Source organism: Bacillus sp. FS02 (genome assembly GCF_024398395.1).
Taxonomy (GTDB): Bacteria; Bacillota; Bacilli; order Bacillales; family Bacillaceae; genus Bacillus; species Bacillus altitudinis.
The window spans coordinates 3,656,925-3,679,095 of sequence record NZ_CP074101.1 but is presented as its reverse complement, the minus strand read 5'-3'; the positions used below and the strand labels follow the sequence as shown (position 1 = coordinate 3,679,095).

Genomic DNA, 22,171 nt, shown 5'->3' with positions numbered 1-22,171 from the left:
CACCCTTTATACTATTATAAAACAGAATCTAGTGCAATTAAGATCATTTCGTCAAATGTCGTTTGACGCTCTTCAGCAGTTGTTTCTTCTCCTGTTAGCACATGATCGCTCACTGTCAGAATCGACAACGCTTTTCTGCCAAATTTTGCAGCAAGCGTATAAAGAGCCGTTGTCTCCATTTCGATCGCTAGAATTCCATATTGGTCCATCAGCTCAAGTGGTTTTTCATTATAAAACTGGTCTGCTGTAAATACATTCCCAACACGCACAGCTACATTTTTCGCTTCTGCTGTGTCGTAGGCTTTTTTCAGTAAACCAAAATCAGCACATGGTGCGTAATCAATCGGTCCAAATGCCACACGGTTCATTTGAGAATCTGTTGATGATGTTTGAGCTAAGATGACGTCACGTACATTGACATCTTTTTTGATCGCTCCGCAAGAACCAACACGGATTAAGTTTTGAACATCATAGCTTTGGATCAGCTCATTCACATAGATCGAAATAGACGGCACGCCCATTCCAGTACCTTGTACAGAAATGCGTTTTCCTTTATATGTTCCAGTATAACCATACATGCCGCGCACTTCGTTATAGCACACAACATCTTCTAAGTATGTATCTGCAATATATTTCGCACGAAGCGGATCGCCTGGCAGCAATACCGTTTCTGCAATTTGTCCTTTTTCTGCTCCAATATGTACACTCATTTTTTAGCCTCCACTTACGTTTAACATGTGTTTAGTCCCATTTATTATAAACGATTGCGTTCAAAAAAGAAAATACCAGCTGAAAGTAAAGCTGGCATCGTCGTTTATATTTAACTCATCGTCATTAGACGTTCACTGCGTTTCCATCCTGCCGGAAAGAGCTGGTAGTAGCACTTCCCTTTTTTCTGGTCATCAATCACAACGATATCCCCAGTTGTGATAAACCGTGCATTGTAATCATTAGGGACTGTATCTTGTACATTAAATGTCGAGAATGCTTTTTCCAGTACATCAAGGTGTGTCCTGCCGCCAATCTTTGTCCGGTACACAGGCTGATGTCCGCTTTCTGCACCATATTCAGGTGTTTGATAAATGGTTAAGTGATAAGCTGAAGGTTTCTTTTGAAAAAATCTCAACGTCAATTGCATTCAAATCCCTCCCCTTTTATATAAAATTGGCTGGGATCTATGAATTTCCTTCTTCTATTTTTGTCGAATGACAGACAATTTTTCGTCAATCTTTTTACATATGAGAAATAAAGCTAGTCCTATCGCAAAGCCCCCTGCTACATCAGTGACATAATGAACACCGATATACATCCTGCTGATGCCGATCATCAGCACACAACATCCTGTCACCATGTAGACTGCTTTTTGTCTCTTTTTCAGCCACGGAACCATTTCAATGAATAGATAGGCGATAAATGGATAGATCGTTGCTGCATTCATAGAATGTCCGCTCGGAAAGCTGTAATAGGTCTCATTCACTAGATGATCAAAGGCTGGACGCTCTCTAGCAAATAGTCCTTTCAGTTCATGATTGACCGTTTTTTCTGCTATATATAGTAGAAAAAGCAGCATAATAGAGTGGTAGCGTTTATACATAAACAGCACCACGCTAAAGATGAGCATGATTGGGACAAGCAGCGCACTGATACCAAAGTCAGTCAAAGTCAGCATGACATCATTTAAAAAAGGAAGTCTGATGTTTTCAAACGATAAGATGATCTGGTTGTCCAACTCCTGGAACATGCCAGACACCATAAGCGCTGCGATGGCGCCAAACAAAAGGAAAAAAATGATGACATACACGCGAAACAATTCCCCTCCCTTTCTACTCAGAATCTCTTCAAAGTATAGTGCCTACCACGCCTCTTCTTCAACTATCATTGCTTTCCTCAGCATATATTCAAATGTAATATCGGCAAGCTCAAACGTTTCCAGCTCAGATGGTATGTACCCTCTTTTGACCAGCTCCGTGTAGAAGAATTCTGCAATTTCCTCTGTATCAATCACCAAATCTGCTTCTTTCATTGCTTTCCGCCTCCTTTTTTATGATGTATGAACGTCGCCTTATTTTTATTACAGTTTGTCATAATGGCTCATTCCATACATATAAATGCAGTAAACGAAAAGAAAAGGGGCATGAGGCAATGAAATGGTTAAGCATTTTAGATGGACATACTTTTGATCAGGTGATGGGCCGTATCTTGAGGGGATGGTTTTATGTGATTGCTTTTTTCTGTGTTCCTTACTTTTTATTCGTGTTAGGACAAGTCTTCTTTTAACCAAAATGCTCGTTTAAACTTTCCAAAATAAAGTCCATCATATCCTTATATTCTGGGTCTTTGAAAAATTCATAAAGAATTTTATAATCATTGTAAATATCAAGAAGCTCATCCACTATAGATACAGCGAGAAATTCTAGTGATGCTTCGCTTTCTTGTTTCTCTTCTAACTGTAATAGAGCGGTTTGCACCATATCTTCCTCTATTTCTTTTGAGGTTTCTCCAACGTAATGCACAAAAAGAAGCTGATGAACAAACTGATCCATCTCATATTTTCTTAGGACAAGCGTCAAGTCTTCTTCTTCTGTTTCCAGCCATTCTCCGTCTTTTAACCTTGTCAGTTCATAAATGACATCTTCCCAGCCATCTTCAAGGTAGCGCCATATCTCAGTCCGATGGCCAATGATTTTAAATAGCTCTTTCCCGTAATCCTTTACATATACAACATCGCCAATGAGGAACTCATATTCAATGTCCAGCTTTTCTGTATCTACAATCACCCCGTCGTACTCATCGTAAAGCTGGAGTGATGTTTCAAAATAAAGCACCTCATTATGATTGACCTCATATAGATAATGTTGGTCAATTTGATGGACTTTTGTTATCGTTCCAACTGTGCCGTACATGACAACGACGACAATATCCCCTACTTTATATTTTGGTGCTTTCGCCTTCATTCTGTCTCCCCCTTGCCCGACTTTTGGTCTTAACGTATCGTATGCCGGCGCAAGGAATTCTGCATGGGCAACCACACCATGCAAAACGCCATTTTATTTCTTCATGAAAAAACCGCTTCTTCCATACGGAACAAGCGGTTGTGTGTGTTATTTTTTTTTGACTTCTACTTCGTATTGCTCAAAAGCCTCATCAAATGTCGTCATGGAGCTTAAATAGTCCCCATTTAACTCTAAATAGGCACATAGCTCATGATAATCAGTGGATGCTTTAGGAAAGCTGTGATCTTCATAAGCAGCATTTGCAAAATGACTGATGTCATCCTTTGGTTTTGGATGTCTGTACTTCATTAAATAATGGTAAAACGACTTCACCTGTTTTTCCCTCCGCGACACTCTATTTTGTTGTTATATTATACAGGAATTTGATGACTTGTATAGGCGGAGGTACAACTTATGAAGAAAAATCAAAGTAATTACGCTTTAATAACCGCTCCATGCTCATTAATTCTGCATATAAGATTTTTTCTGGAAGTTTTGTTTGATCGACTAAAATTAATTGATCTTCTATCTCTTTTACTGTCTCATCCTTCTGATACGTCATCCCGCAATGCGTGCAAGAAATCGAAGGCGTTTCCAAAATCTCAATCGATTGTGTGCCCGTGATGAGTTCCCAATAGACTGTGGTCTCTCCTGCGTTCGCTTTCTTCTCCTCACACCAATCACATGTCAGCAACGTTATTTCTCCTCCTTTACGGTTTGTTCTTTTTTGAGCTGGGCTTGATATTTCTTCTCTTTTAATTCATCTCGTTTTTCACGTTTGTTTTTGAGCGTATCATGTTCAGGATTCGTTTCATAAGACTCTCTTCGTTTCATTCGGCTTAAATTTTCAGGCGTAAAGGATCTTGCTTCATCCTCAAATAGAGCAGTTATGCCAATGGCGGGTTCTTTCTTTTCTTCATAGATTTCATTAAAATACGCATCTGCTTGGCCTGCGACGTAATGTTCTGGCTCCGGATAAGAGGTGATCACACCTTCAAAGTTACGCAGGACCACTTTCTCTGGGCTTTGAGATAATAAATAATTTGGCTGTAAGGTGATCTTACCTCCTCCGCCTGGTGCATCTACAACAAAGCTTGGCACGGCATAACCACTCGTATGTCCTCTTAAGCCTTCAATGATTTCAAGGCCTTTTGAAACCGGTGTTCTAAAGTGGCCGATCCCCTCAGATAAATCACATTGATAAATATAATAAGGTCTGACGCGAATCATGACGAGATCATGCATCAGCTTCTTCATAATTGGAACACTGTCGTTAATCCCTGCTAGGATCACCGCCTGATTACCAACAGGCACGCCAGCATTGACAAGTCGCTCACACGCTTCTTTCGCTTCTTTTGTGATTTCAATGCTTGTATTAAAGTGAGTGTTCAGCCAAACCGGATGATATTTTTTTAAAATCTCACACAATTCATCTGTAATTCGCTGCGGAAACACGACCGGTGCACGTGTTCCAATTCGAATGATTTCAACGTGAGGAATGTCTCGTAAGTTTTTCAAAATGTATTCAAGCACTTGATCATTAATTAACAGCCCGTCACCGCCTGAAATTAACACATCCCGCACTTCAGGGGTTTCTCTAATATATCCAATGGCGGCATCTAATTGCTTTTTCGGCACGCCCATCCCGATCTGACCGGAAAAGCGCCTTCTCGTACAATAGCGGCAGTACATGGAGCACTGATTTGTGACAAGAAACAGCACACGATCTGGGTAGCGGTGCGTTAAACCTGGAACAGGTGAATCCTCATCTTCATGGAGCGGATCTTCGAGGTCATATTTTGTTTTATGAAGCTCCTCTGCAATTGGTACAGACTGCATACGAATTGGGCATCTTGGATCGTCTGGATTCATCAGTGAGGCATAGTAGGGTGTTATGTTGAGTGGAATGGTTTTCGTGGAAATCTTCACCCCTTCTTTTTCCTCTTCTGTTAAGTTCACGACTTTTTCTAAATCTTCAAGCGTTTTGACCGTATGCGTCAGCTGCCAAATCCAGTCGTTCCACTTTTCCTCGGGTACGTCCTTCCAAAGTTCAATGTCCTTCCAATGTCGCGCAGGTTGATACAGTTTTTGATTCATATCCATTCCCCCTATCAGCATTCACTTTATACTATGCAAGTTATGTGCCAACATGGGAAAATGCCCCTATTCTTTACAAAAGGAGCTTTTCCGTCACATTCACCTGTTTGAAGTGCCTACTTTTCGGCATCTGTATATTTTTTTAGTTTATACTGCAATGTTTGTCGAGGAATTTTTAAAGCGGCTGCCGTTTGCTTAATATTCCCTGCGTGCTGTCTTAAGGCTTCTTGAATCAGCGTTTGTTCAAATGACATCACTTGACTTTTTAATGAGGACTCTGGCGGATAACTTTCTATCTGATGCGTCCGCAAATGGGCAGGGAGATATGCTGGGGTGATTTCTTCTGCTTCCTTTGGCATCATCAAGACGGCATGCTCGATCGTATGTTTTAATTCTCTGACATTCCCTGGCCACTGATGGGCCATAAATACTTGGACGGTTTCTTCAGAAAGGCGGTTGACGTTTTTAGAAAATTGCTGATGATACATTTGAATAAAGTGGCGGGATAACAGCTGGATATCATGCTTCCTTGTGCGAAGCGGCGGGATATGAAATGATGACACATGCAGTCTATAAAATAAGTCTTCTCTTAACATTTGTTTTTTAACGGCTTCAAATGGGTCGATATTGAGAGCAGTAATCACTCTGACATTTACTTGAACCGCCTTTGCATCACCTATCCGGCGGACAACACCATCCTCTAACACACGCAGTAATTTTGTTTGAAGCGTAAGCGGCATCGCTTGCAACTCATCAAGAAAAAGCGTACCGCCATCTGCTAACTCAAACAACCCCTTGCGATCTATTGCGCCCGTATAACTTCCTTTGACAGACCCGAATAAAAGACTTTCAAGCAGCGATTCTGGAAGAGCAGCGCAGTTTTGCGGGATAAAGACTTGATCTTTCCGATCAGATGCATGAACAATCGCTTGTACGAGTACCTCTTTTCCTGTCCCAGTTTCCCCGAAGACCATAACCGATGAAGGATATGCAGCAGCTTTTTCCGCTTTCTCCAGCATCTCTTTTAAGTGTGGATCATTTGTTAAAAATGAAGAAAAATCGAGCATTTGAGTGGTCTCCGCGGCACCATCCGTTCGTTTTTTTTGATCTAAACGATTCGAAAGTGCCGACAGCTTCGACACATCCTTCGCTACTTCTACCGCCCCAATTAACTTGCTGCCTTCCATAATGGGCAGTGTGGTGTTGACGGTCTCAATTTTTTCTCCATTTTTATTCAAATAGGTTTGCAACGAATGATAAATGGGTTTTCCTGTTCTAAGTACATGCATGAGTGTACTTGTCTTTTCAGTTAATGAAGGATACACATCCAGTATGTACTTGCTAATCACCTCTTCTTTCGCTAAACAGTCGAACTTCGCTGCATTATGATTATAAAAGATGGTGACCCCTTGATCGTCTACAACGTGAATCGCTTCATCGATGGCTTCTAAAATTAATTCAAACCAATCCGCTCTTTCGACAACCTTCCCCACTATTTCCCCCTCACTTTCTATGCCGAAAATTCGGCACTGTATTGCCCAATTTTCAGCGGCTTGATGATATTCAACGTGTTTCCCCTATCCTTTTCACGTTTCGCTTTTTCCTGTCGATCTCCTGCTTTTTTCGTCAATTCTAAAAAAAGCACCCCTCTTAGGAGGAGTGCTTTCGCCCTGACGTTTGATAAAGAGACAAGTCAAATTCCTGAAGAGACTCCATATACAGCGGCACAATTGGCTTTCCTTCTTGAAAAAATGTAAATTGAGAAGGTTGTAGTTTGATTGGCTGATGGTAAAACGCAAATATTTTCACTACCTCAGGGACAATTCGGCAAAAGGTATCATGCACAAATAAATAGACATCTTGTTTCCATTTAAACAGCCGTCTATTTGGCGGGCTGAATATAGGAGATACTTGAATGATCTTGCCATCCTTAAACGTCTCCAGCTGCTGTTTTGTGACCGTGTATATCTCCTTTTGATGAAACTGAAAATATTGCACATCACGTCTTGAAGCAAACCGTCTTTTTGTCTGATGTTCAATATAATAAAATGTTCTGCCGTTATCTGCGGTAACGACTGTATAATTCGGGACTGTCAGCGGCTCGTTCATTTCATATTTCATCGTACATAAGGAAGGAACACGAATTGCACGCCTGTTCTTTTCATTCACCCAGCGCCTGTCAATGCGATGAAGAAATCCGCTAGCGATTTGATAATAAGCGCCTTCTCTTTCAATCACAGCTCCGTCAATTAAATCGTAGGGCATACTCGCAAACATATGATGGAATGATTGTGGCGTTTTAAATGTGGTATCAAGTACTTCTTGTAATGGAAAGAACGCAGCAAAATGATTCAGTCTCATCCAAAACACAGAGTCAGCATGATGCCAATGTTTTGGTTCGTCGGCCCAGTATTGTCCGTATTTTTCATGAATAAGCGAAAGCAGCCGGCTTCTATGCATAACAGAGCAATGGTCGACTTGAAAGGATGCATGCTCCAACACTTGATCTGCTTCTCGAACGAAGCTCGCCGTTTCCACCAAATGCTGATTCACATGCACGACACGCTGCGAGGAATAGACGATATCTATGTGAGGCTTCGATTGAAAAACCTCGACCATTTTCTCTAAACGATCTTTTCTGTAGACTGTATCATCAGTTACATAACAAACCAGCTCACCTGTTATACGTGTTAATGCTTCATTAATTAGCGTTGCATAACGTACAGTCTTCAGCCGGTTTGCAGGATGAATTTGATGAGAATACAATTGAATGCGCTTATCCACTAAATAAGGCTGCATCTTTTGGATCGTTTCTTGTTCAGAGCCATCATCCATGATCAAAAGCTCCCAATGCTGATACGTTTGTTCTACCACACTCTTTAGCACACGTTCAATGAAATCAGGTTTGTTGTAGCTTGTTAATATCACTGATACTTTCATGACCATTATCCTTTTTTAAATAGATTAAAAAGCCCCCCAGCTGACAATGTTCACATAAGGAACACTTACTCTTAGCTGATTTGTCGCATTTTTAAAGACTGCTACTGAGTCAAACAATTGTACGACAACCACGTTTTGCAGCACATCTCCATTGACTAAATGAACACGCGGCAGCGGAATGCCGAGCTCAAGCCACGGGCGCAGCAATTCTTTAATCTCTGACGCATTCCCTTCCTCACTTTCCTCTAAAAGATGAAGAAGAAGTATTATCAACACAACTTCAAGTATTCCTTCTGTTTCTAGTAATTCTTCGTTCCAGCCATTTAATAGTTGTTCAAATTCCATTCAGATTCCCTCTTTCTTCTCGTTTGATCTTTACTAGAGTATGAGGATCACTTCATTTAGCATCAGCATTTGAAAACATTTTTCAAAAATGTGTGAAGTCATTAAATGAAAAAAAGAGCAAGGAATGAGCATTCTGCTTATACCAAAAAAAGAGAACGGCATATACATAGTGGTGTGTTTGAATGGATGAAGAAAGGATGGGGAAAACATGAGCGAAAAGCGTGCCGAATTAAAAAAAGAGCTATTAAAGCTGTTTTTCAAACCGCTTAGTCATGCGTTAACAGTTAATCTCGAAGAAGGAGGAGTTCAAGTGGAAGAAAAATTGAACGATTTATTTAGTGAGGTAGCTGCTGAAGCATCACCTTCAGATTCTGCTACAACACTCGACGTATCTCAACCAGCAAGATGGATTTTCGCAAGACTTGCACCTGGAACAGTCATTAGCATTGTCATGGACTCAGGTGACTTAATCGGACCCGTTCAATTCGTATCATTCGATGCTTCAACAGGTGTTGTTTTCGTCACACAAGAAAGCTCTGTGACACCTACGGGCTCTGCAACGACTCTATTAGATGTAGATAAAGTAGAAAGTGTTACGTTCACATCTTAATGTGAGAGGGCCATCATGAAGCTTCTTTATATCAGCTCTGGCTACGGTGGAATCTATCGGATGTTCGATCAATGGATAGAAGATAGCTTCATTGATTCCCCCTTTTCATGCGTCAAGGTGGAAAGGGAAACTCTACCCGCTCATATGCACAAAATCCGGACATTTTCTCCGGATTTTGTTTTCATGATGATCGGTGATCATATTCCAACAGAACTGCTTCATCAATTCAAACAAGAAAAGATCCCCGTTGTACTGTGGATGACAGAAGACCCTTTTTATATAGATGTGTCAGCTGCATGTGTAAGTGATGCACAGCTGATCTTAACGATTGACGAAGGTGCTTTGTCATTTTACAAACAACTGGGCGCTGATCACACGCACTACTTTCCCATTCCAACCAATACACACGTATTTCAGAAAAAAAAATCACCACATGAGTCGTGCATCTATGACATTGCACTCATTGGCTACCCTTATCCAAACCGCATCAAAGCCATCAATACACTCTTACATCAAAACAAATGGCGCATTCTCGTAGCAGGAAAAGAGTGGCATCGCGTGTTGAATAAATCACGCAGACGATATCGTGATCTCTCACTGATGACCCACTGGCTGAGTCCCGAGCAGATGGCAAACATCTATCAAACATCAGCCATTGTTCTGAATCCGCACAGGCCCGCGCAATTTGCCTATAATCAAAACAAAGCCAATGTTCAAAATATGAGCCTCAACAACAGAGCATTTGATATCGCTGCAAGCGGAGGCTTTCAGTTGACAGATCTACAACCGTCACAGGCATTTTCAAGCTTCGCTTTTTACACACATGAAAACGATTTGATTAAGCAGGTCGAGCACTATGTAACAAACCCTCAACAAAGACAATCGGTTGCAGAGAACAATTACGAGCAAGTCGTTCGCTGGAACACATTTGATACGCTGCCTTACAGACTTTATGAAATAGTCAAAAGCGCCCTATGACCGGGCGCTTTTTCTAATTGCCATCATCTTATGCCGTTCCTTCTGCATCTTGCCGAGCCAATAAATTCTTCTCTGCCTTTTTCCGATCTTCCTCACTTTTCACAACAAGCGATTGCGCATGATCCATCATATATGCACCAACAGATCCTTCTAAAAAGGAATGAATGCATTCTTTTGCATATGGAACATGAAACGCATAGACAGCTCCATTTAAACGTCCATACGTATAAGGGTGCTCCTGAGTTGGTACAAAAAAATAATGATTGTCCTTATACAGGCTGGCTTCATTGGTGTCATGAAGTGTCCAAGTTTCATTTGGATTTTCTAACGCCTCTGTAAAAGAAGCCGCACAATCATATCCACCCTCTACTAGAAGCTGTAAGCAGTTCTCAATATCTGCCGTCTGCCTTAGTGGTGATGATGGATGCAAATACAAAACAATATCAAACGTCTTTCCCTCTCGTTCTAAATAAGCAAGCGCATGCTTCACAGCTACTAAAGAAGGTGTTTGTTCCGTCACATGTGTGCTTGGCAGTTCAATCACATTTGCTCCGTAGTGAGATGAAATGATTTGAGTATTCACATCCTCTGAAGATACGATGACTTCATCTAATTCAATCATTTGTAATAATGGCTGAATGGTCCAATAGATCAGCGGCCGCTCCGCCAATACGCGAATGTGTTCAGCATGATGTTCCTGCTTGCTGCTAAAAGCTGGTATCATAGCTAAAATACGATTTCCCCTATACATGTATGATCTTCTCCCCTCGCGCAGCTCAGTATCAGAGAATACATTCTGAGAGCTGAACTGATCACCGTACTGAAGTTCTTCAGGTGCCTCGCTATTCTACTTAATCTTCTATCTCTACATATTCTATTAAGTCGTCAAGCAGATGGTTATAATTGGTTCAACTAATTTATGCATGAAGTGGTTCTTTTCCTCAAACGTCTTCCACTCTTTCACATATGATGCAAAGTAGAGAAATGAGAGTTGGGGGATTAGATATGTCCAAACAAATAGAAACGAGTTTGAAGACCTTTTTTCGTGACAAAATCATCTTGGTCACAGGCGGTACGGGTTCGATTGGCCGGCAGATTGTGAAAAAATTAACAGCCTGCTCTCCTAAAAAGGTCATTGTCTTCAGTAAAGATGACAGTAAACAATACATGATGAAAAATGAATATGCGGCAAATCCAGAGGTTGTATTTGCACTTGGAGATGTGAGGGATGCCAGCCGCGTCAGGCAGCTTGTCAAAGGGGTAGATATCATCTTCCATGCAGCTGCACTCAAACAAGTACCCACCTGCGAAGATAATCCGTTTGAAGCTGTCCAAACCAACATCATCGGCGGACAGCATGTCATTGAAGCAGCACTTGAACATGAAGTTAGTCATGTTGTCAACATTTCAACCGACAAAGCGGTTTCTCCGACAAATGCCATGGGAGCTACAAAATTAATTTCAGAAAAATTGTTTTTTCAAGCGAATGAAAGTATTTCAAATCAGAAAACGAGGTTTTGCTCTGTCCGGTTTGGCAATGTGCTTGGATCAAGGGGTTCCGTCATCCCCATCATGCTTCAACAGTTGTTAAATGAACAACCTCTAACTGTAACTGATCCTAAGATGACACGCTTTTTTATGTCTATCGAAGAAGCTGTATCTCTCACGCTTGAAGCAGCTATCATGATGAAAGGCGGCGAAACATTCATCCTCAAGATGGAGTCATTACAGCTGGCTGATCTATTGAAAGCATTTCATGAATATGCCGGTCAGATCAATGTTCCTTCTCCTGATATTCTCGTTGTCGGAAAAAGACCTGGAGAAAAACTTCACGAGGAGCTCACATTCCCTCACGAGGCAGATGCACTGTTTGAACATGAACAATTTTATGCCATTTTACCAAGACCACATCTTCACCCTCATTTTCAAAAAGTTCATTTGACCCATTACACATCAAACGAAGCACCGCTCATTACAAAAGAGAAGCTGTTTCACATCATTGAACAATTACATCATACCCACCATAAAAAATAAAAAAATCGTCACACGGAAGCAGCTGACTTCCATGTGACGATTTTTAAAATCAATTATTGAAAGATGTGTTTCAAATGACCATAGCCTTCTTTTTCAAGATCATCCTTCGGGATAAACTTTAAAGCGGCAGAATTAATACAATACCTTAGACCGTTTGGCCCTGGGCCGTCAGGGAATACATGACCAAGGTGAGAGTCGGCCGTCTTACTGCGAACTTCAGTCCGCACCATGCCATGGCTCGTATCTACTTTCTCTTCTACCTCTTGATCTTCAATCGGTTTTGTAAAACTTGGCCAGCCGCAATGGGCATCAAATTTATCTAAAGAAGAAAACAATGGCTTGCCTGAAATGATATCTACATAAATGCCCTCTTCCTTATGATCCCAAAATTCATTTTGAAATGGCGGCTCAGTGCCATTATTTTGCGTCACTTCGTACTGCATTCGGTTTAATTCTTTGATGCGCTGCTCTTTTTCGTTAGCCATTATTTATCACTCCAATGAGATTGAATAAAACCTGCTCTGCCCGAACCGACATGGTATCGTTCGTAGTGCATTTTGTTCTTTTTATAATAATGCTGATGATATTCCTCAGCAGGATAAAAAGGACCAGCCTCTAAAATTTCTGTCACGATTGGCTTTTGGAAAATTCCACTTTGGCTCAGCTGCTCTTTTGATGTTTCTGCAAGTTGCCTTTGTTTTTCATTGTGGACATAAATCCCTGTACGGTAGGACTCTCCTCTATCACCAAATTGTCCTCCATCATCTGTTGGGTCTATTTGCTGCCAATATAGTTCTAATAGCTTCTCATACGGAAAAACGTCTGGATCAAAGGTAATTTGAACGGCTTCTCTATGGCCTGTCGTATTTGTACATACTTCTTCATAGGTTGGATTCACTGTATGTCCGCCAGTATACCCTGATTCAACTTTGATAATGCCTGGCTGTTCATCAAAAGGTTTAACCATACACCAGAAACAGCCTCCAGCAAATGTGGCTAATTCTTGTTTTTCAGACATATTAGTGCCCCCTTCATTTAAAAAATGGTATCATCATATTATAACATGATAAAAAATAATGAAAATGATACGACTTGTATACCTAAAAACAAATGAAAGCATTCTGTCGTATCTTAAAATATAATGGGGGTTTAATGATTGGAACAAAGAAAACAAATGATGTATGAAATGGATACTTTACTGAGAACCGTATTTAAGCAAATACGTTATGAAATTAACAGCTTGCTTGAAAACGAATTATCTCGGAATGAATTTCTCATTTTAAATCTGCTGCGTGAACAAGGCGCAAAAAAAGTAACGGAATTCGCCTCAATTCTCGGTGTATCAGCAAGCCATATTACAGCTGTAACCGACACACTTGTAGAAAAAGGCTGGATCACTCGTATCCGTTCAAAAGAGGATCGACGCATCATCAAAATCCACTTAACCGATAAGGGTAAGGAAATTACTGAGCATTTTGAGAAAAAGAAAACAGAATACTTCATGGAACGATTTGAATCATTTGATGATGAAGAACTGAAAACGATGATCAAGTTATTTAAAAAGCTGGATAAAAGTCAAAAGGATTAAGCATAGATTTTAGCGTGGAGGACATGCTACGGATAAAAAGGTGGAATGAACCATGACAAGTCCATATCTTTGTCCGAACTGCAAAACCAACAGAACGCGTTTTAATCTCATCGAGCAGCATTCAGAACCTGTGAAACTTGATCCAGCAACTGGAGCTATTGTCGAAACATATGAAGGAGATCAGCTTTCTCCTTTTCACATGAACTATCAAGGACCGAAAATCAAAGTCCAGTGCGGCGTTTGCGGATTAATTGAGGATGAAAAAACGTTCATTAAGCTGGCTGAATATCATCAATATTCATCTCCTTCTTAATACGAGAGCCTGACACTTTTTGTCAGGCTTTTTTCTATGTTTCTTTTGCCTATACAGATCGTCCCTTTCTTGCATACGCTACAAAAAACACATTGCAGAGAAAGAAGGGATAAAGACGTGCAGCAGCTCTACGAGATGAATCAATTTCTATATCGTCCATTAGCTACCTTTCCCCCATACCATCCGAGAAACACCATTTCCAAAGCTGTTATTCGATTATTTCACGCTGCACCGGATTTAAGTGAGCTTGCTGTATTTGTAAATCAGCAGCCAATCCAAAAAAAGCTGCCATACGGTCAGCTGTCTGCTTATATGGAATGGGATGAGGGTGTTTATGAGATAGAAGTATTTAAGCTGGCTACAAAAGAAAGAATTCTTTCTTCTCGTATGATGATTAATGGAAACGAGACTTACACGCTATGTATCACAGGAGCTCGTACCGGCTTTGCGCTGCTCACAGAAAAGCAAGACTCGCTGATTAAGAAAGAAGAGCTATCAGCACTCACGTTTATCCAGCTGTCACCAGACCTCCCTTTCATTGATATATATGAACGAGATCAAGGCATGTTATCAAAGGAACTCGGATATGTGAACGGCACCCAAACCCACCACTTCTCTCCGAATAAGTATCACTTTGAATTAAAAGCTGCCGGTACTCAAAGTGTACTGCTAGATATTCCGAAAGTTCACCTGCAAACAAAGCGGGCCTATCTTATTTTACTTCATGGATTTGCAAACGGAGAGCCAGAGCTAATGGCAAAAGTCGTCTTGTCTCACCAAATGTAAAAAGAGCCTTTCCAAATGGAAAAGGCTCTCAGCGTGTAGACAAACCCTCGCATTCGGTGTCAGTCGTGCGTGCTGGTGCTCACGAATGTCACATTCACTCTGCGCCGGTACTCGTCCTTCCTAAAATGCAAAGGTTTTCTATTCCGCTGAAAAGAAGATAAATAGCCTTTCCAAATGGAAAAGGCTATTTACGAGACATCTTCAGCTTTTTCTTGTTTTTGAAAATCAAAAGCAAGAATCATGGTACCTAAAAATAATGCACAATAGGCGATATTTAAGTAAAACTGGTCGATATTTTCTGCTTTTAAATGAGAGGCAGCTGTCATGCCAAAGTATGCAGCAAATAAGAGCGACAGTAAACTAAAATATTGATAGACTCGCTTCATCGTTTCACTCCTGACTTACACGTTCTATTGCTTTGGATGATAATATGAGAATTCAATTTCATCATTCTCAAGATCAATTTTGTTCGCTTTGACATACATATCATTCGTCAGCGGCATTTCTGAAAGGCGCACTTCCACCGTTTTTTGGTCTGGTTTCACATGAACGAAATCAGGCAGTTCATAGAATTGACCCATGTAGCTTAAAACAAAACTGATTGGGATGCTTAATTGTCCAATTGAAAAGTCATCTACTTTCAGCAGAACATCCCCGTTATCTTCAACAGTTGGTGTAAATGATACATTTGCATTAATCGTTGAAGAAAAAGCTTTGATTGCACCTGTTACTTTCACATCTTGGTCAATCGCAACATGAAAGTCGGGCATATCGCTTGATCCTTGGTTTTTCAAATAATCATTGACAAAGCTGGTAAGCGACTCTTTTGAACTAGAAATGTTAAAAGCATACTCGCTGTTTACTTCTTTTTTCGAAGCGGATTGATCGCTTGGCAGCAGCATGAAAATACCGCATACAAGAACAATCAATAGATTAATTGACAGTAAAATAAAAAATAAACTCTTCCATTTTTTCATCTTTTCACCCTATTCCTTCGGCAGTCCTTCTTTTTTCACTTCTGAGAATAAACGATTTGCCATAAGAGAGTACCCCTTTTGGTTTGGGTGGAAATCATCATCTGCCAGTAATTTTTCATCTTTATCATCTTCAAATAAATCTGCTACATCGATCATATCAGCATTGCCGTCTTTTTTTAGTTCTTTTTCGGCAGCAGCATTCCAGTCTTTGACGACCTCATCAATATCTCTCAGCTCAGACAAGCTGAACTTAAAAGGATTGTACATACTGACATACATGATCTTTGCATGGTCATTATGCTCTCTTAATTGAGCAAGAATGGTCTTAAAACGCTCTTCAAAAGGACCTTGCTCTTTTTGAAAAGGAGCAAATGTCAAGTTGAGCACATTTTGACGGACGACATGCATTAAGTCATTTCCGCCGATCGTAAAGAAAATATAATCAGCGTCTTTCAGTCCATCCTGCACTTTTTTTTCTTTTAATCTTTTTAATAAATCTACCGTTCTACTGCCTTTAATGGCATAGTTTTTTAATGTAACAGACTGTACACCGTCCACCGCTTCTATCTTGTCACGGGTGATGCCGGCATACCCTTTTTTATTTTGATCTCCGATTCCTTCTGTTAAGGAATCTCCAACCGCTGCAATCGTAATATGTTCTTTTACGTTTTGTGTGTCTTCTAGTTTATCCTTTATGCCAGCCTCTTGCGCGGAACATGCAGAAAGAACAAAAGCTAGAGACATCACAATCAAAATCAAACGAGCCTTCAAACGATGATGTCCCTCCTTTTTCTGATTAAAAAAGTGTATCATGTTTTCGCTCATTTGAACATCCTCATGCTAGTTTCGATTCAGTGTTTTGATGTCCTTGATGATTTCATCATATGGCGTATTTTGAACACCATCATAGTTTTTCATCACTTTTCCTTCTTGATCAACGAGGAAAAACAGAGATTGGTGTATCACTTGGTCTTCGTCTTCAGGTTTTTTCACAATCGTCTTAAAGCTTTTCATTGCAAATTTTTCAATCGCTGACTGCGAGTAACCAGTGAGAAAATCCCAATTTTTAAAGGATAATGGATATGCTTTTGCAAATTCCTTTAGCTTTTTCGGTGAATCCACCTCTGGGTCGACGCTAAATGAAATGATGTGCGCATCCAATTTTTCTTCTTTTAACCGTTTTTGTAGCTCTGTCATATGTGCGGTCATCGGTGGGCAAATCGTTTCACAGCTTGTGAAAATAAAATCTGCCACCCAGACTTTCCCCTTTAAATCGTCGAGCGACACCTTTTGACCATCCTGGTTTTGATACTCAAACGGCTGGATTTGATAATTTAATGCATCCTTGATTTGTCCATTTGAACATGAGACTAAAAGAAGCACGCTTATAATCGTAAGCGCACCAAATAAGGCTCCCCTTTTTGTATACATGACAATTACATCCCCTTTTCAATCAATCGGTATAAAAAGTAAAGCCTATAGCGCCCTTACCAGTATGACAGGAAATAATCGGTGTTGTATAAGCGATGTCAACTAGTGCATCAGGTGTGTGATCAAGCAGTGCTGCTTTAAGCTTTTCTGCAAGTTCTAATGCGTCTGCATGTGCAATCCCAATTGCCTGAACGGTTTTCCCTTTCACCGCCTGTACATACTGTTTTGTCAAATAGCGGACAAGAGCGGAGTAACTTCTCACATTCGCTTCTGGTGTGTATATGCCGTCTGTTAAGCTGGCAATTGGTTTAATATGAAGAAGTGAACCGATCAGCGCCTTTCCTCTTCCAATTCGTCCACCTTTCACGAGATTTTCTAATGTATCGATTGTGACAAATAGCTTTGTTTTAAGACGAATTTTGTCCATTTCTTTGAGGATGTCATCACGGCTTGCCCCTTTTTTTGCAAGCTCTGCTGCTTTGGTGACTTGAAACCCTAAACCATAGGAAATAAAATTCGAATCGATGACAGTGATATGTCCGTCTACCATTTTAGAAGCGCTTTCAGCAGTTTGAACCGTACCACTCATCCCACCAGTTAAATGGATACTAATGACTTCGCTTCCATCTGCCGTCAGTTTTTCATATAATTCGACGAATTGACCGATGGCAGGTTGAGACGTTTTCGGCAGTTCCTCAGCGGCCTCCATTTTTTCAATAAATTCATCTGGCTGTATGTTCACTCGGTCAATATAATCAACCCCAGAAATGGAGATATTGAGCGGAATGACATGAATGGAAAGGTCATTGATTTTTTCTTGCGGAAGGTCCACAGTTGAATCTGTTACAATTTTAATTTGTTTCACTATCGTCTCATCCTTGCTGTCTTAGTCTTTACATATGATATTACCTTATTTCGTGCATACTTGAAAACAACTGTCAGAACGTTTTTGAAATTGTCACATTTTCTTCTTTTCATGTAAAAAATCCTTGCCAAGATGAGTAGCCGCCATTTGAAAATGGCCGCTCACTCTCTTTGGCAAAGATTCCAATTTACGCATTGTGTTTTAGTGTAGGCTCTTGGTAGATCTGTTCATATGTGCTCCACTTGACGTTACGTTTCACATCCTCCCTGAAAGAGTACACATGCCTCTTTCCCTTAGATACATAGACTTTTTTCAAGAAAGCTTCAAGTCTAAAGGTGAGCATGAAACCATAGGATTCATCTCCCTTTAAAACAGGGACTTCTGTTACCTTGATCTGAGCTCCATCCATCCGTCTAAAACATATTGTTTTGAGCAGCACAAACGATCAATCCTCTTTTCCAATTATCTGTTAAGCCTAAATAAATAGGTGGAATAAATCTTGATCTTTATTCACTTCAACATAGTGGAAGCCTTTTTTATTCATTCGGTCAATCAGCGCTGCATAGTCATCTCTTTCTTTCAATTCGATCCCAACAAGCGCAGGTCCTTTGCTTCGGTTATTCTTTTTCGTATATTCAAAGCGTGAGATATCATCATTTGGCCCTAACACTTCATCTAAAAATTCCCTGAGAGCACCTGCTCTTTGCGGAAAATTAACGATGAAATAATGCTGGAGTCCTTCATAAATCATGGAGCGTTCTTTGATTTCTTGCATTCGGCCAATGTCATTATTGCCTCCGCTGACAATACAAACGACATTTTTCCCTTTAATCTCCTCACGATGTGCATCTAAAGCCGCGATCGGTAACGCACCCGCTGGCTCAGCTACAATTGCACATTGATTATACAGCTCTAAAATGGTTGTACATACTTTTCCTTCTGGTACAAGACTAATCTTATCGACAACAGACTGAAGCGACGTAAACGTCTTTTCGCCAATCCGCTGAACCGCTGCTCCGTCTACAAACTTATCAATTGAATCAAGTGTGACAACCTCGCCCTTCTCATGTGAAGCATGCAGTGAGGCGGCACCAAGCGGCTCGACTGCAATAATTTCGGTTTCTGGTGAGATATTTTTGATATATGTACCTACACCAGATAACAGACCTCCACCTCCGACACTTGCAAATAAAAAGTGAGGTTCCACCTCGATATCATTTAATATTTCTACAGCAGTTGTTCCTTGTCCTGCCATGACATCTAAATCATCAAATGGATGGATAAATTCCCGCTTTTCCTTATCTCCGCATTTGACTGCTTCATGATACGAATCATCAAAGGTATCTCCGGTTAAGATAATGTCAACATATTCTTTTCCGAAAAGCTCCACTTGCGATACTTTTTGCCTTGGTGTGGTAGCAGGCATAAAGATTTTCCCGTGGATACCTAAATATTTGCAAGAATAGGCAACGCCTTGTGCGTGATTTCCTGCACTGGCACAAACAATGCCGTTTTCTAGTTTTTCTTTTGGCAACTGGCTCATTTTATTAAAAGCGCCTCTTAATTTAAAAGAACGAACAACTTGCAGGTCCTCTCTTTTTAAGTAGACATTACATTCATATCGTTCAGAAAGTCGCTCATTTTTTTGAAGTGGTGTGTGAATCACTACATCCTTCAAATTTTGATGGGCTTTTAAGATGTCTTTCACTTGAATTAGCGTGTTTTCTTTGAGCAACGGTTTCATGTACAAGATCCTTTCTCTTTAACCTTATTTAATTTGTCATTATAACATGAATATTCAAAAAATAAACCAATAGATCATAGATCGGAGATAAATTTCATGAACTTTTTCGTTTTTCTATACATTTGTTCTAATTGGGTGTTATAATAAAACCAATTAGAACCAAAAGAGAGGAATCGCTCGATGACCACACATCCGTTTGCTAATATATATGGAGAACACCAAGATATAAAACACGCCATTCATTTGGCAAAACAATTCACGAAAAACGATCAGCCTGTGTTGATCACAGGTGAAATTGGAACAGGCAAATCACGCTTTGCACAAGAAATGGCCCATTCATTTGCTGCGCAGGCTTCGATGAAATATATCTATTGCCCCATTGTAGATGAAGTGACTTTGCAGGAAGCATTTACTCATGCGGCAAATCATGTGCTTTATTTAGACGAAGTCAGCGCACTCAGTATTCCTATGCAGCATCAGGTCATTCGTTTTCTCGAAGATTCTCCTGCAACAAAAATCATTGCTTCTTCGTCTTTATCATTAGAGGCGATGAGCGTTTCGTCCAGTTTTTTACCTGAGCTGTTTTATCGGCTCAATGTGCTTCATATCCCTCTCCCGCCTTTAGAAGATCGAAAAACAGATATTCCTATTTTAACCGCTGCTTTCTTTCAAGAACTGAACATGACGCCTGATATCGACTCAAGTGTGTGGGAAGTCTTACAGCAATATTCGTTTGAAGGAAATGTCCAGGAGCTCAAAAATATCGTTCATTATGCAGCCGCGATTCTCGAAGGGCAAACAGTTTTCTTGCATCACTTGCCACCTTTTGTATTATTACCTCAACAAACAGCTGGTAAAGGAAAAAAAGAAGAACACCAGCTCACGCTTATGGAGAAACAAGAATTTGTTTTCTTACTCGAAGCCATTAAGTCTCTAAATGAAAAAGGAGAAGCAGCCAGCAGACGTATCTTGTCTGAGTTAAGCAAACAAGGCGACATCCCGCTGACCCCTCAGCAAGTCAGGAGTCGATTAGATGATCTTGAGAAAAAAGCCTATGTGACAAAAGGGAAAGGCAGAGCTGGAACGAAGATTACACTTGAAGGTCTCTCATTTCTGAAGTCGCTTGATGGTTATATACCGGTTCAATAAAGGAGGACATCCATTGTTTACTGTAAAAGAAGAAATTGCCAACGCGATTACACATGGCATTGGCGTCATTTTATCCATTCCCGCCATTGTTTTTCTTGTTTTATTCGCTGTTCAATACGGCACTGTCACTGACATTATTAGCTTTTCGATATTTGGCGCGTCGATGCTACTGCTTTATTTAAGCTCTACTTTGCTTCATAGCATTCGGCACAAAAAAACAAAAGATGTATTTGAAATCCTTGACCACTCTGCGATTTATGTATTGATTGCTGGTACATATACGCCATTTTTGCTTGGCCCATTAAAAGGCGCACTTGGCTATACTCTTCTTGCAATCGTATGGGCACTTGCTGCAGGCGGTATCGTTTTTAAAATCTTTTTCGTCAAACGGTTTATCATTGTATCCACCCTTGTTTATTTATTAATGGGCTGGATGATTATCATCGCAATTAAACCTCTGTACATTCAATTAACAGGAGCTGGATTCAGCCTCTTACTATTAGGCGGTATTTTGTATTCAGTCGGAACGATCTTTTATATTTGGCGGAAAATTCCCTATCATCATGCGATTTGGCACAGCTTTGTTCTCGGTGGAAGTGCATCCATGTTCTTCTGCATTCTATTTTATTGCGTCAACATCCCAGCATGATTAAAAAACCAGCATCCACATTCGGATGCTGGTTTTTTCTATGCGCGCTTTTGTGCGTAATCACTCATCTTGACCGGTGCTTTTATATGGATATCGACATTAACTGGACGAAGTCTTTTGACGATCTTCCCTGTTAAAAGACGGTCTGTGCCGCTTGTTTCAACCGGAACAAGTGAGCAGTTACATTCTTCAGCAAGCGTTTCTGCCATGACACGATACTGTTCAGAAAGCAACAGACTCTGGCCAGATAGAACTCTTTCTCTTGCTTCTTCTAATAACGCCTCATCAGATTGATTCTGCTTGATCACCGCCATCTTCTTCAACCATTGTTTTAAGATGGGATAGCGAAACAGATGCGGTTTTGCCATAAAAGCAAATGGCTTCTCTAAGTGACCAATCAGCAATGTCGTCGTCACTGGATGATGTGCTTCTGTGACATAAATAACAGGGCCATCTGGCAGCCTTTTTTGCTGATGAATGGTCATGACCGATCCTGATTGATCAATACACCCTCTGGCAAACCTTTTTGCATGCTCATGGATGAGATGCATTCGTTTCGTATAGGAAATGCGTGGATCCGTTAATTCATGATCATACAAATGCCTTATACTTTTAAAAAAGGATACAACAACATAAATCGTTAAAAACCAATAACGAAACAACCGTACTCCT

At 40.4% G+C, this 22,171-nt stretch carries 31 protein-coding genes; 9 read left to right on the top strand and 22 right to left on the bottom strand.

The genetic code is table 11. From position 1 onward, the window contains the following. Positions 1-14 precede the first annotated feature (14 nt). From deoD to KFQ09_RS19035, 4 genes are all read right to left on the bottom strand, one after another. Positions 15-710, bottom strand: coding sequence for a purine-nucleoside phosphorylase (gene deoD / locus KFQ09_RS19050; protein WP_007500754.1), 696 nt, complete (start codon positions 708-710; stop codon positions 15-17). Positions 711-820: 110 nt separating this feature from the next. After that, entirely contained in the window at positions 821-1,138 is a 318-nt protein-coding gene (locus KFQ09_RS19045; protein ID WP_007500756.1) for a YodL domain-containing protein, read from the bottom strand. A gap of 54 nt (positions 1,139-1,192) precedes the next feature. Then, entirely contained in the window at positions 1,193-1,801 is a 609-nt protein-coding gene (locus KFQ09_RS19040; protein ID WP_052320724.1) for a phosphatase PAP2 family protein, read from the bottom strand. A gap of 51 nt (positions 1,802-1,852) precedes the next feature. Beyond that, complete coding sequence (locus KFQ09_RS19035; RefSeq protein WP_017359685.1) at positions 1,853-2,023, bottom strand: YozD family protein; 171 nt, start codon at positions 2,021-2,023, stop codon at positions 1,853-1,855. 119 nt (positions 2,024-2,142) lie between these two features. Here KFQ09_RS19035 and KFQ09_RS19030 point away from each other — a divergent pair, with 119 nt between their 5' ends. Further along, the gene (locus KFQ09_RS19030; protein ID WP_017359686.1) at positions 2,143-2,277 is read left to right on the top strand and encodes a hypothetical protein; all 135 of its coding nucleotides are present in this window, start codon (positions 2,143-2,145) and stop codon (positions 2,275-2,277) included. Here the strand turns inward: KFQ09_RS19030 and KFQ09_RS19025 are convergent. The 7 genes from KFQ09_RS19025 to cgeC all read right to left on the bottom strand — a co-directional run bounded on the left by KFQ09_RS19025 (position 2,274) and on the right by cgeC (position 8,375). Continuing rightward, positions 2,274-2,954, bottom strand: a complete 681-nt coding sequence (locus tag KFQ09_RS19025) for a hypothetical protein (RefSeq protein WP_008346441.1) — start codon at positions 2,952-2,954, stop codon at positions 2,274-2,276. The genes KFQ09_RS19030 and KFQ09_RS19025 overlap by 4 nt on opposite strands. A 147-nt stretch (positions 2,955-3,101) precedes the next feature. Then, a complete protein-coding gene (locus KFQ09_RS19020; RefSeq protein ID WP_008346438.1) occupies positions 3,102-3,326 on the bottom strand; it encodes a YozE family protein in 225 nt (74 codons plus the stop codon). Between the two features lie 79 nt (positions 3,327-3,405). Next, on the bottom strand, positions 3,406-3,687 hold the full coding sequence (locus tag KFQ09_RS19015; protein WP_098680796.1) for a YokU family protein: 282 nt from the start codon (positions 3,685-3,687) through the stop codon (positions 3,406-3,408). Positions 3,688-3,689: 2 nt separating this feature from the next. After that, a complete protein-coding gene (gene ablA, locus KFQ09_RS19010; RefSeq protein ID WP_008346434.1) occupies positions 3,690-5,090 on the bottom strand; it encodes a lysine 2,3-aminomutase in 1,401 nt (466 codons plus the stop codon). A 116-nt stretch (positions 5,091-5,206) separates the two neighbouring features. Beyond that, entirely contained in the window at positions 5,207-6,583 is a 1,377-nt protein-coding gene (locus KFQ09_RS19005) for a sigma-54 interaction domain-containing protein (protein ID WP_203143358.1), read from the bottom strand. 157 nt (positions 6,584-6,740) lie between these two features. After that, a complete protein-coding gene (locus KFQ09_RS19000; protein WP_203143360.1) occupies positions 6,741-8,036 on the bottom strand; it encodes a glycosyltransferase family 2 protein in 1,296 nt (431 codons plus the stop codon). A gap of 18 nt (positions 8,037-8,054) precedes the next feature. Continuing rightward, positions 8,055-8,375 carry a spore maturation protein CgeC gene (gene cgeC / locus KFQ09_RS18995; RefSeq protein WP_050827307.1) on the bottom strand — a complete coding sequence of 107 codons (321 nt, stop codon included), beginning with the start codon at positions 8,373-8,375 and terminating at the stop codon, positions 8,055-8,057. Positions 8,376-8,583: 208 nt separating this feature from the next. On the opposite strand from cgeC, the gene KFQ09_RS18990 reads away from it, so the two are divergent. Further along, complete coding sequence (locus tag KFQ09_RS18990; protein ID WP_007500770.1) at positions 8,584-8,985, top strand: hypothetical protein; 402 nt, start codon at positions 8,584-8,586, stop codon at positions 8,983-8,985. A 183-nt stretch (positions 8,986-9,168) separates the two neighbouring features. Beyond that, on the top strand, positions 9,169-9,963 hold the full coding sequence (locus KFQ09_RS18985; RefSeq protein WP_234925056.1) for a CgeB family protein: 795 nt from the start codon (positions 9,169-9,171) through the stop codon (positions 9,961-9,963). Positions 9,964-9,991: 28 nt separating this feature from the next. Here the strand turns inward: KFQ09_RS18985 and KFQ09_RS18980 are convergent, their stop codons facing one another. Continuing rightward, positions 9,992-10,714 (bottom strand): acylneuraminate cytidylyltransferase family protein, encoded by a 723-nt coding sequence (locus tag KFQ09_RS18980; protein ID WP_138278649.1) that lies wholly within the window; start codon positions 10,712-10,714, stop codon positions 9,992-9,994. Positions 10,715-10,968: 254 nt separating this feature from the next. Here KFQ09_RS18980 and KFQ09_RS18975 point away from each other — a divergent pair, with 254 nt between their 5' ends. Beyond that, positions 10,969-11,997, top strand: coding sequence for an SDR family NAD(P)-dependent oxidoreductase (locus KFQ09_RS18975; RefSeq protein WP_035703287.1), 1,029 nt, complete (start codon positions 10,969-10,971; stop codon positions 11,995-11,997). Between the two features lie 53 nt (positions 11,998-12,050). Here KFQ09_RS18975 and msrB read toward each other — a convergent pair whose 3' ends face one another. Together msrB and msrA are read right to left on the bottom strand one after the other, a co-directional pair. Beyond that, a complete protein-coding gene (gene msrB / locus KFQ09_RS18970) occupies positions 12,051-12,482 on the bottom strand; it encodes a peptide-methionine (R)-S-oxide reductase MsrB (protein ID WP_007500777.1) in 432 nt (143 codons plus the stop codon). Further along, positions 12,482-13,015, bottom strand: a complete 534-nt coding sequence (gene msrA / locus KFQ09_RS18965) for a peptide-methionine (S)-S-oxide reductase MsrA (protein ID WP_017367464.1) — start codon at positions 13,013-13,015, stop codon at positions 12,482-12,484. The genes msrB and msrA overlap by 1 nt, the downstream gene beginning before the upstream one ends. Before the next feature lie 138 nt (positions 13,016-13,153). Between msrA and KFQ09_RS18960 the strand changes: the two genes are divergently transcribed. The 3 genes from KFQ09_RS18960 (at position 13,154) to KFQ09_RS18950 (ending at position 14,684) form a co-directional block, all read left to right on the top strand. Next, positions 13,154-13,585, top strand: a complete 432-nt coding sequence (locus KFQ09_RS18960) for a MarR family transcriptional regulator (RefSeq protein ID WP_007500780.1) — start codon at positions 13,154-13,156, stop codon at positions 13,583-13,585. Between the two features lie 52 nt (positions 13,586-13,637). Continuing rightward, complete coding sequence (locus tag KFQ09_RS18955) at positions 13,638-13,898, top strand: hypothetical protein (RefSeq protein WP_008346413.1); 261 nt, start codon at positions 13,638-13,640, stop codon at positions 13,896-13,898. 117 nt (positions 13,899-14,015) lie between these two features. Next, positions 14,016-14,684, top strand: coding sequence for a DUF4397 domain-containing protein (locus tag KFQ09_RS18950; RefSeq protein WP_255835880.1), 669 nt, complete (start codon positions 14,016-14,018; stop codon positions 14,682-14,684). A 188-nt stretch (positions 14,685-14,872) separates the two neighbouring features. Here the strand turns inward: KFQ09_RS18950 and ypmT are convergent, their stop codons facing one another. From ypmT to ilvA, 7 genes are all read right to left on the bottom strand, one after another. Continuing rightward, entirely contained in the window at positions 14,873-15,070 is a 198-nt protein-coding gene (gene ypmT / locus KFQ09_RS18945; RefSeq protein ID WP_008346409.1) for a protein YpmT, read from the bottom strand. A gap of 24 nt (positions 15,071-15,094) precedes the next feature. Then, entirely contained in the window at positions 15,095-15,661 is a 567-nt protein-coding gene (locus KFQ09_RS18940) for a YpmS family protein (RefSeq protein ID WP_007500787.1), read from the bottom strand. Between the two features lie 9 nt (positions 15,662-15,670). Beyond that, on the bottom strand, positions 15,671-16,432 hold the full coding sequence (locus KFQ09_RS18935) for an SGNH/GDSL hydrolase family protein (protein ID WP_017359696.1): 762 nt from the start codon (positions 16,430-16,432) through the stop codon (positions 15,671-15,673). A gap of 69 nt (positions 16,433-16,501) precedes the next feature. Continuing rightward, positions 16,502-17,092 carry an SCO family protein gene (locus KFQ09_RS18930; protein ID WP_255835879.1) on the bottom strand — a complete coding sequence of 197 codons (591 nt, stop codon included), beginning with the start codon at positions 17,090-17,092 and terminating at the stop codon, positions 16,502-16,504. 22 nt (positions 17,093-17,114) lie between these two features. Beyond that, positions 17,115-17,957: a DegV family protein gene (locus KFQ09_RS18925; protein WP_039165588.1), complete on the bottom strand. Its 843-nt coding sequence runs from the start codon at positions 17,955-17,957 to the stop codon at positions 17,115-17,117. Positions 17,958-18,144: 187 nt separating this feature from the next. Further along, the gene (locus tag KFQ09_RS18920) at positions 18,145-18,396 is read right to left on the bottom strand and encodes a YpmP family protein (protein WP_008346400.1); all 252 of its coding nucleotides are present in this window, start codon (positions 18,394-18,396) and stop codon (positions 18,145-18,147) included. 36 nt (positions 18,397-18,432) lie between these two features. Beyond that, positions 18,433-19,701 carry a threonine ammonia-lyase IlvA gene (gene ilvA / locus KFQ09_RS18915; RefSeq protein ID WP_047946671.1) on the bottom strand — a complete coding sequence of 423 codons (1,269 nt, stop codon included), beginning with the start codon at positions 19,699-19,701 and terminating at the stop codon, positions 18,433-18,435. Positions 19,702-19,881: 180 nt separating this feature from the next. Between ilvA and KFQ09_RS18910 the strand changes: the two genes are divergently transcribed. Both KFQ09_RS18910 and KFQ09_RS18905 read left to right on the top strand, forming a co-directional pair. Then, positions 19,882-20,850 carry a sigma 54-interacting transcriptional regulator gene (locus KFQ09_RS18910; RefSeq protein WP_024718555.1) on the top strand — a complete coding sequence of 323 codons (969 nt, stop codon included), beginning with the start codon at positions 19,882-19,884 and terminating at the stop codon, positions 20,848-20,850. A 13-nt stretch (positions 20,851-20,863) separates the two neighbouring features. Beyond that, positions 20,864-21,499 (top strand): PAQR family membrane homeostasis protein TrhA, encoded by a 636-nt coding sequence (locus tag KFQ09_RS18905; protein WP_008346394.1) that lies wholly within the window; start codon positions 20,864-20,866, stop codon positions 21,497-21,499. Between the two features lie 38 nt (positions 21,500-21,537). On the opposite strand, the gene KFQ09_RS18900 is transcribed toward KFQ09_RS18905, so the two are convergent. Beyond that, positions 21,538-22,161: a lysophospholipid acyltransferase family protein gene (locus KFQ09_RS18900; RefSeq protein WP_017359699.1), complete on the bottom strand. Its 624-nt coding sequence runs from the start codon at positions 22,159-22,161 to the stop codon at positions 21,538-21,540. Positions 22,162-22,171 lie beyond the last annotated feature (10 nt).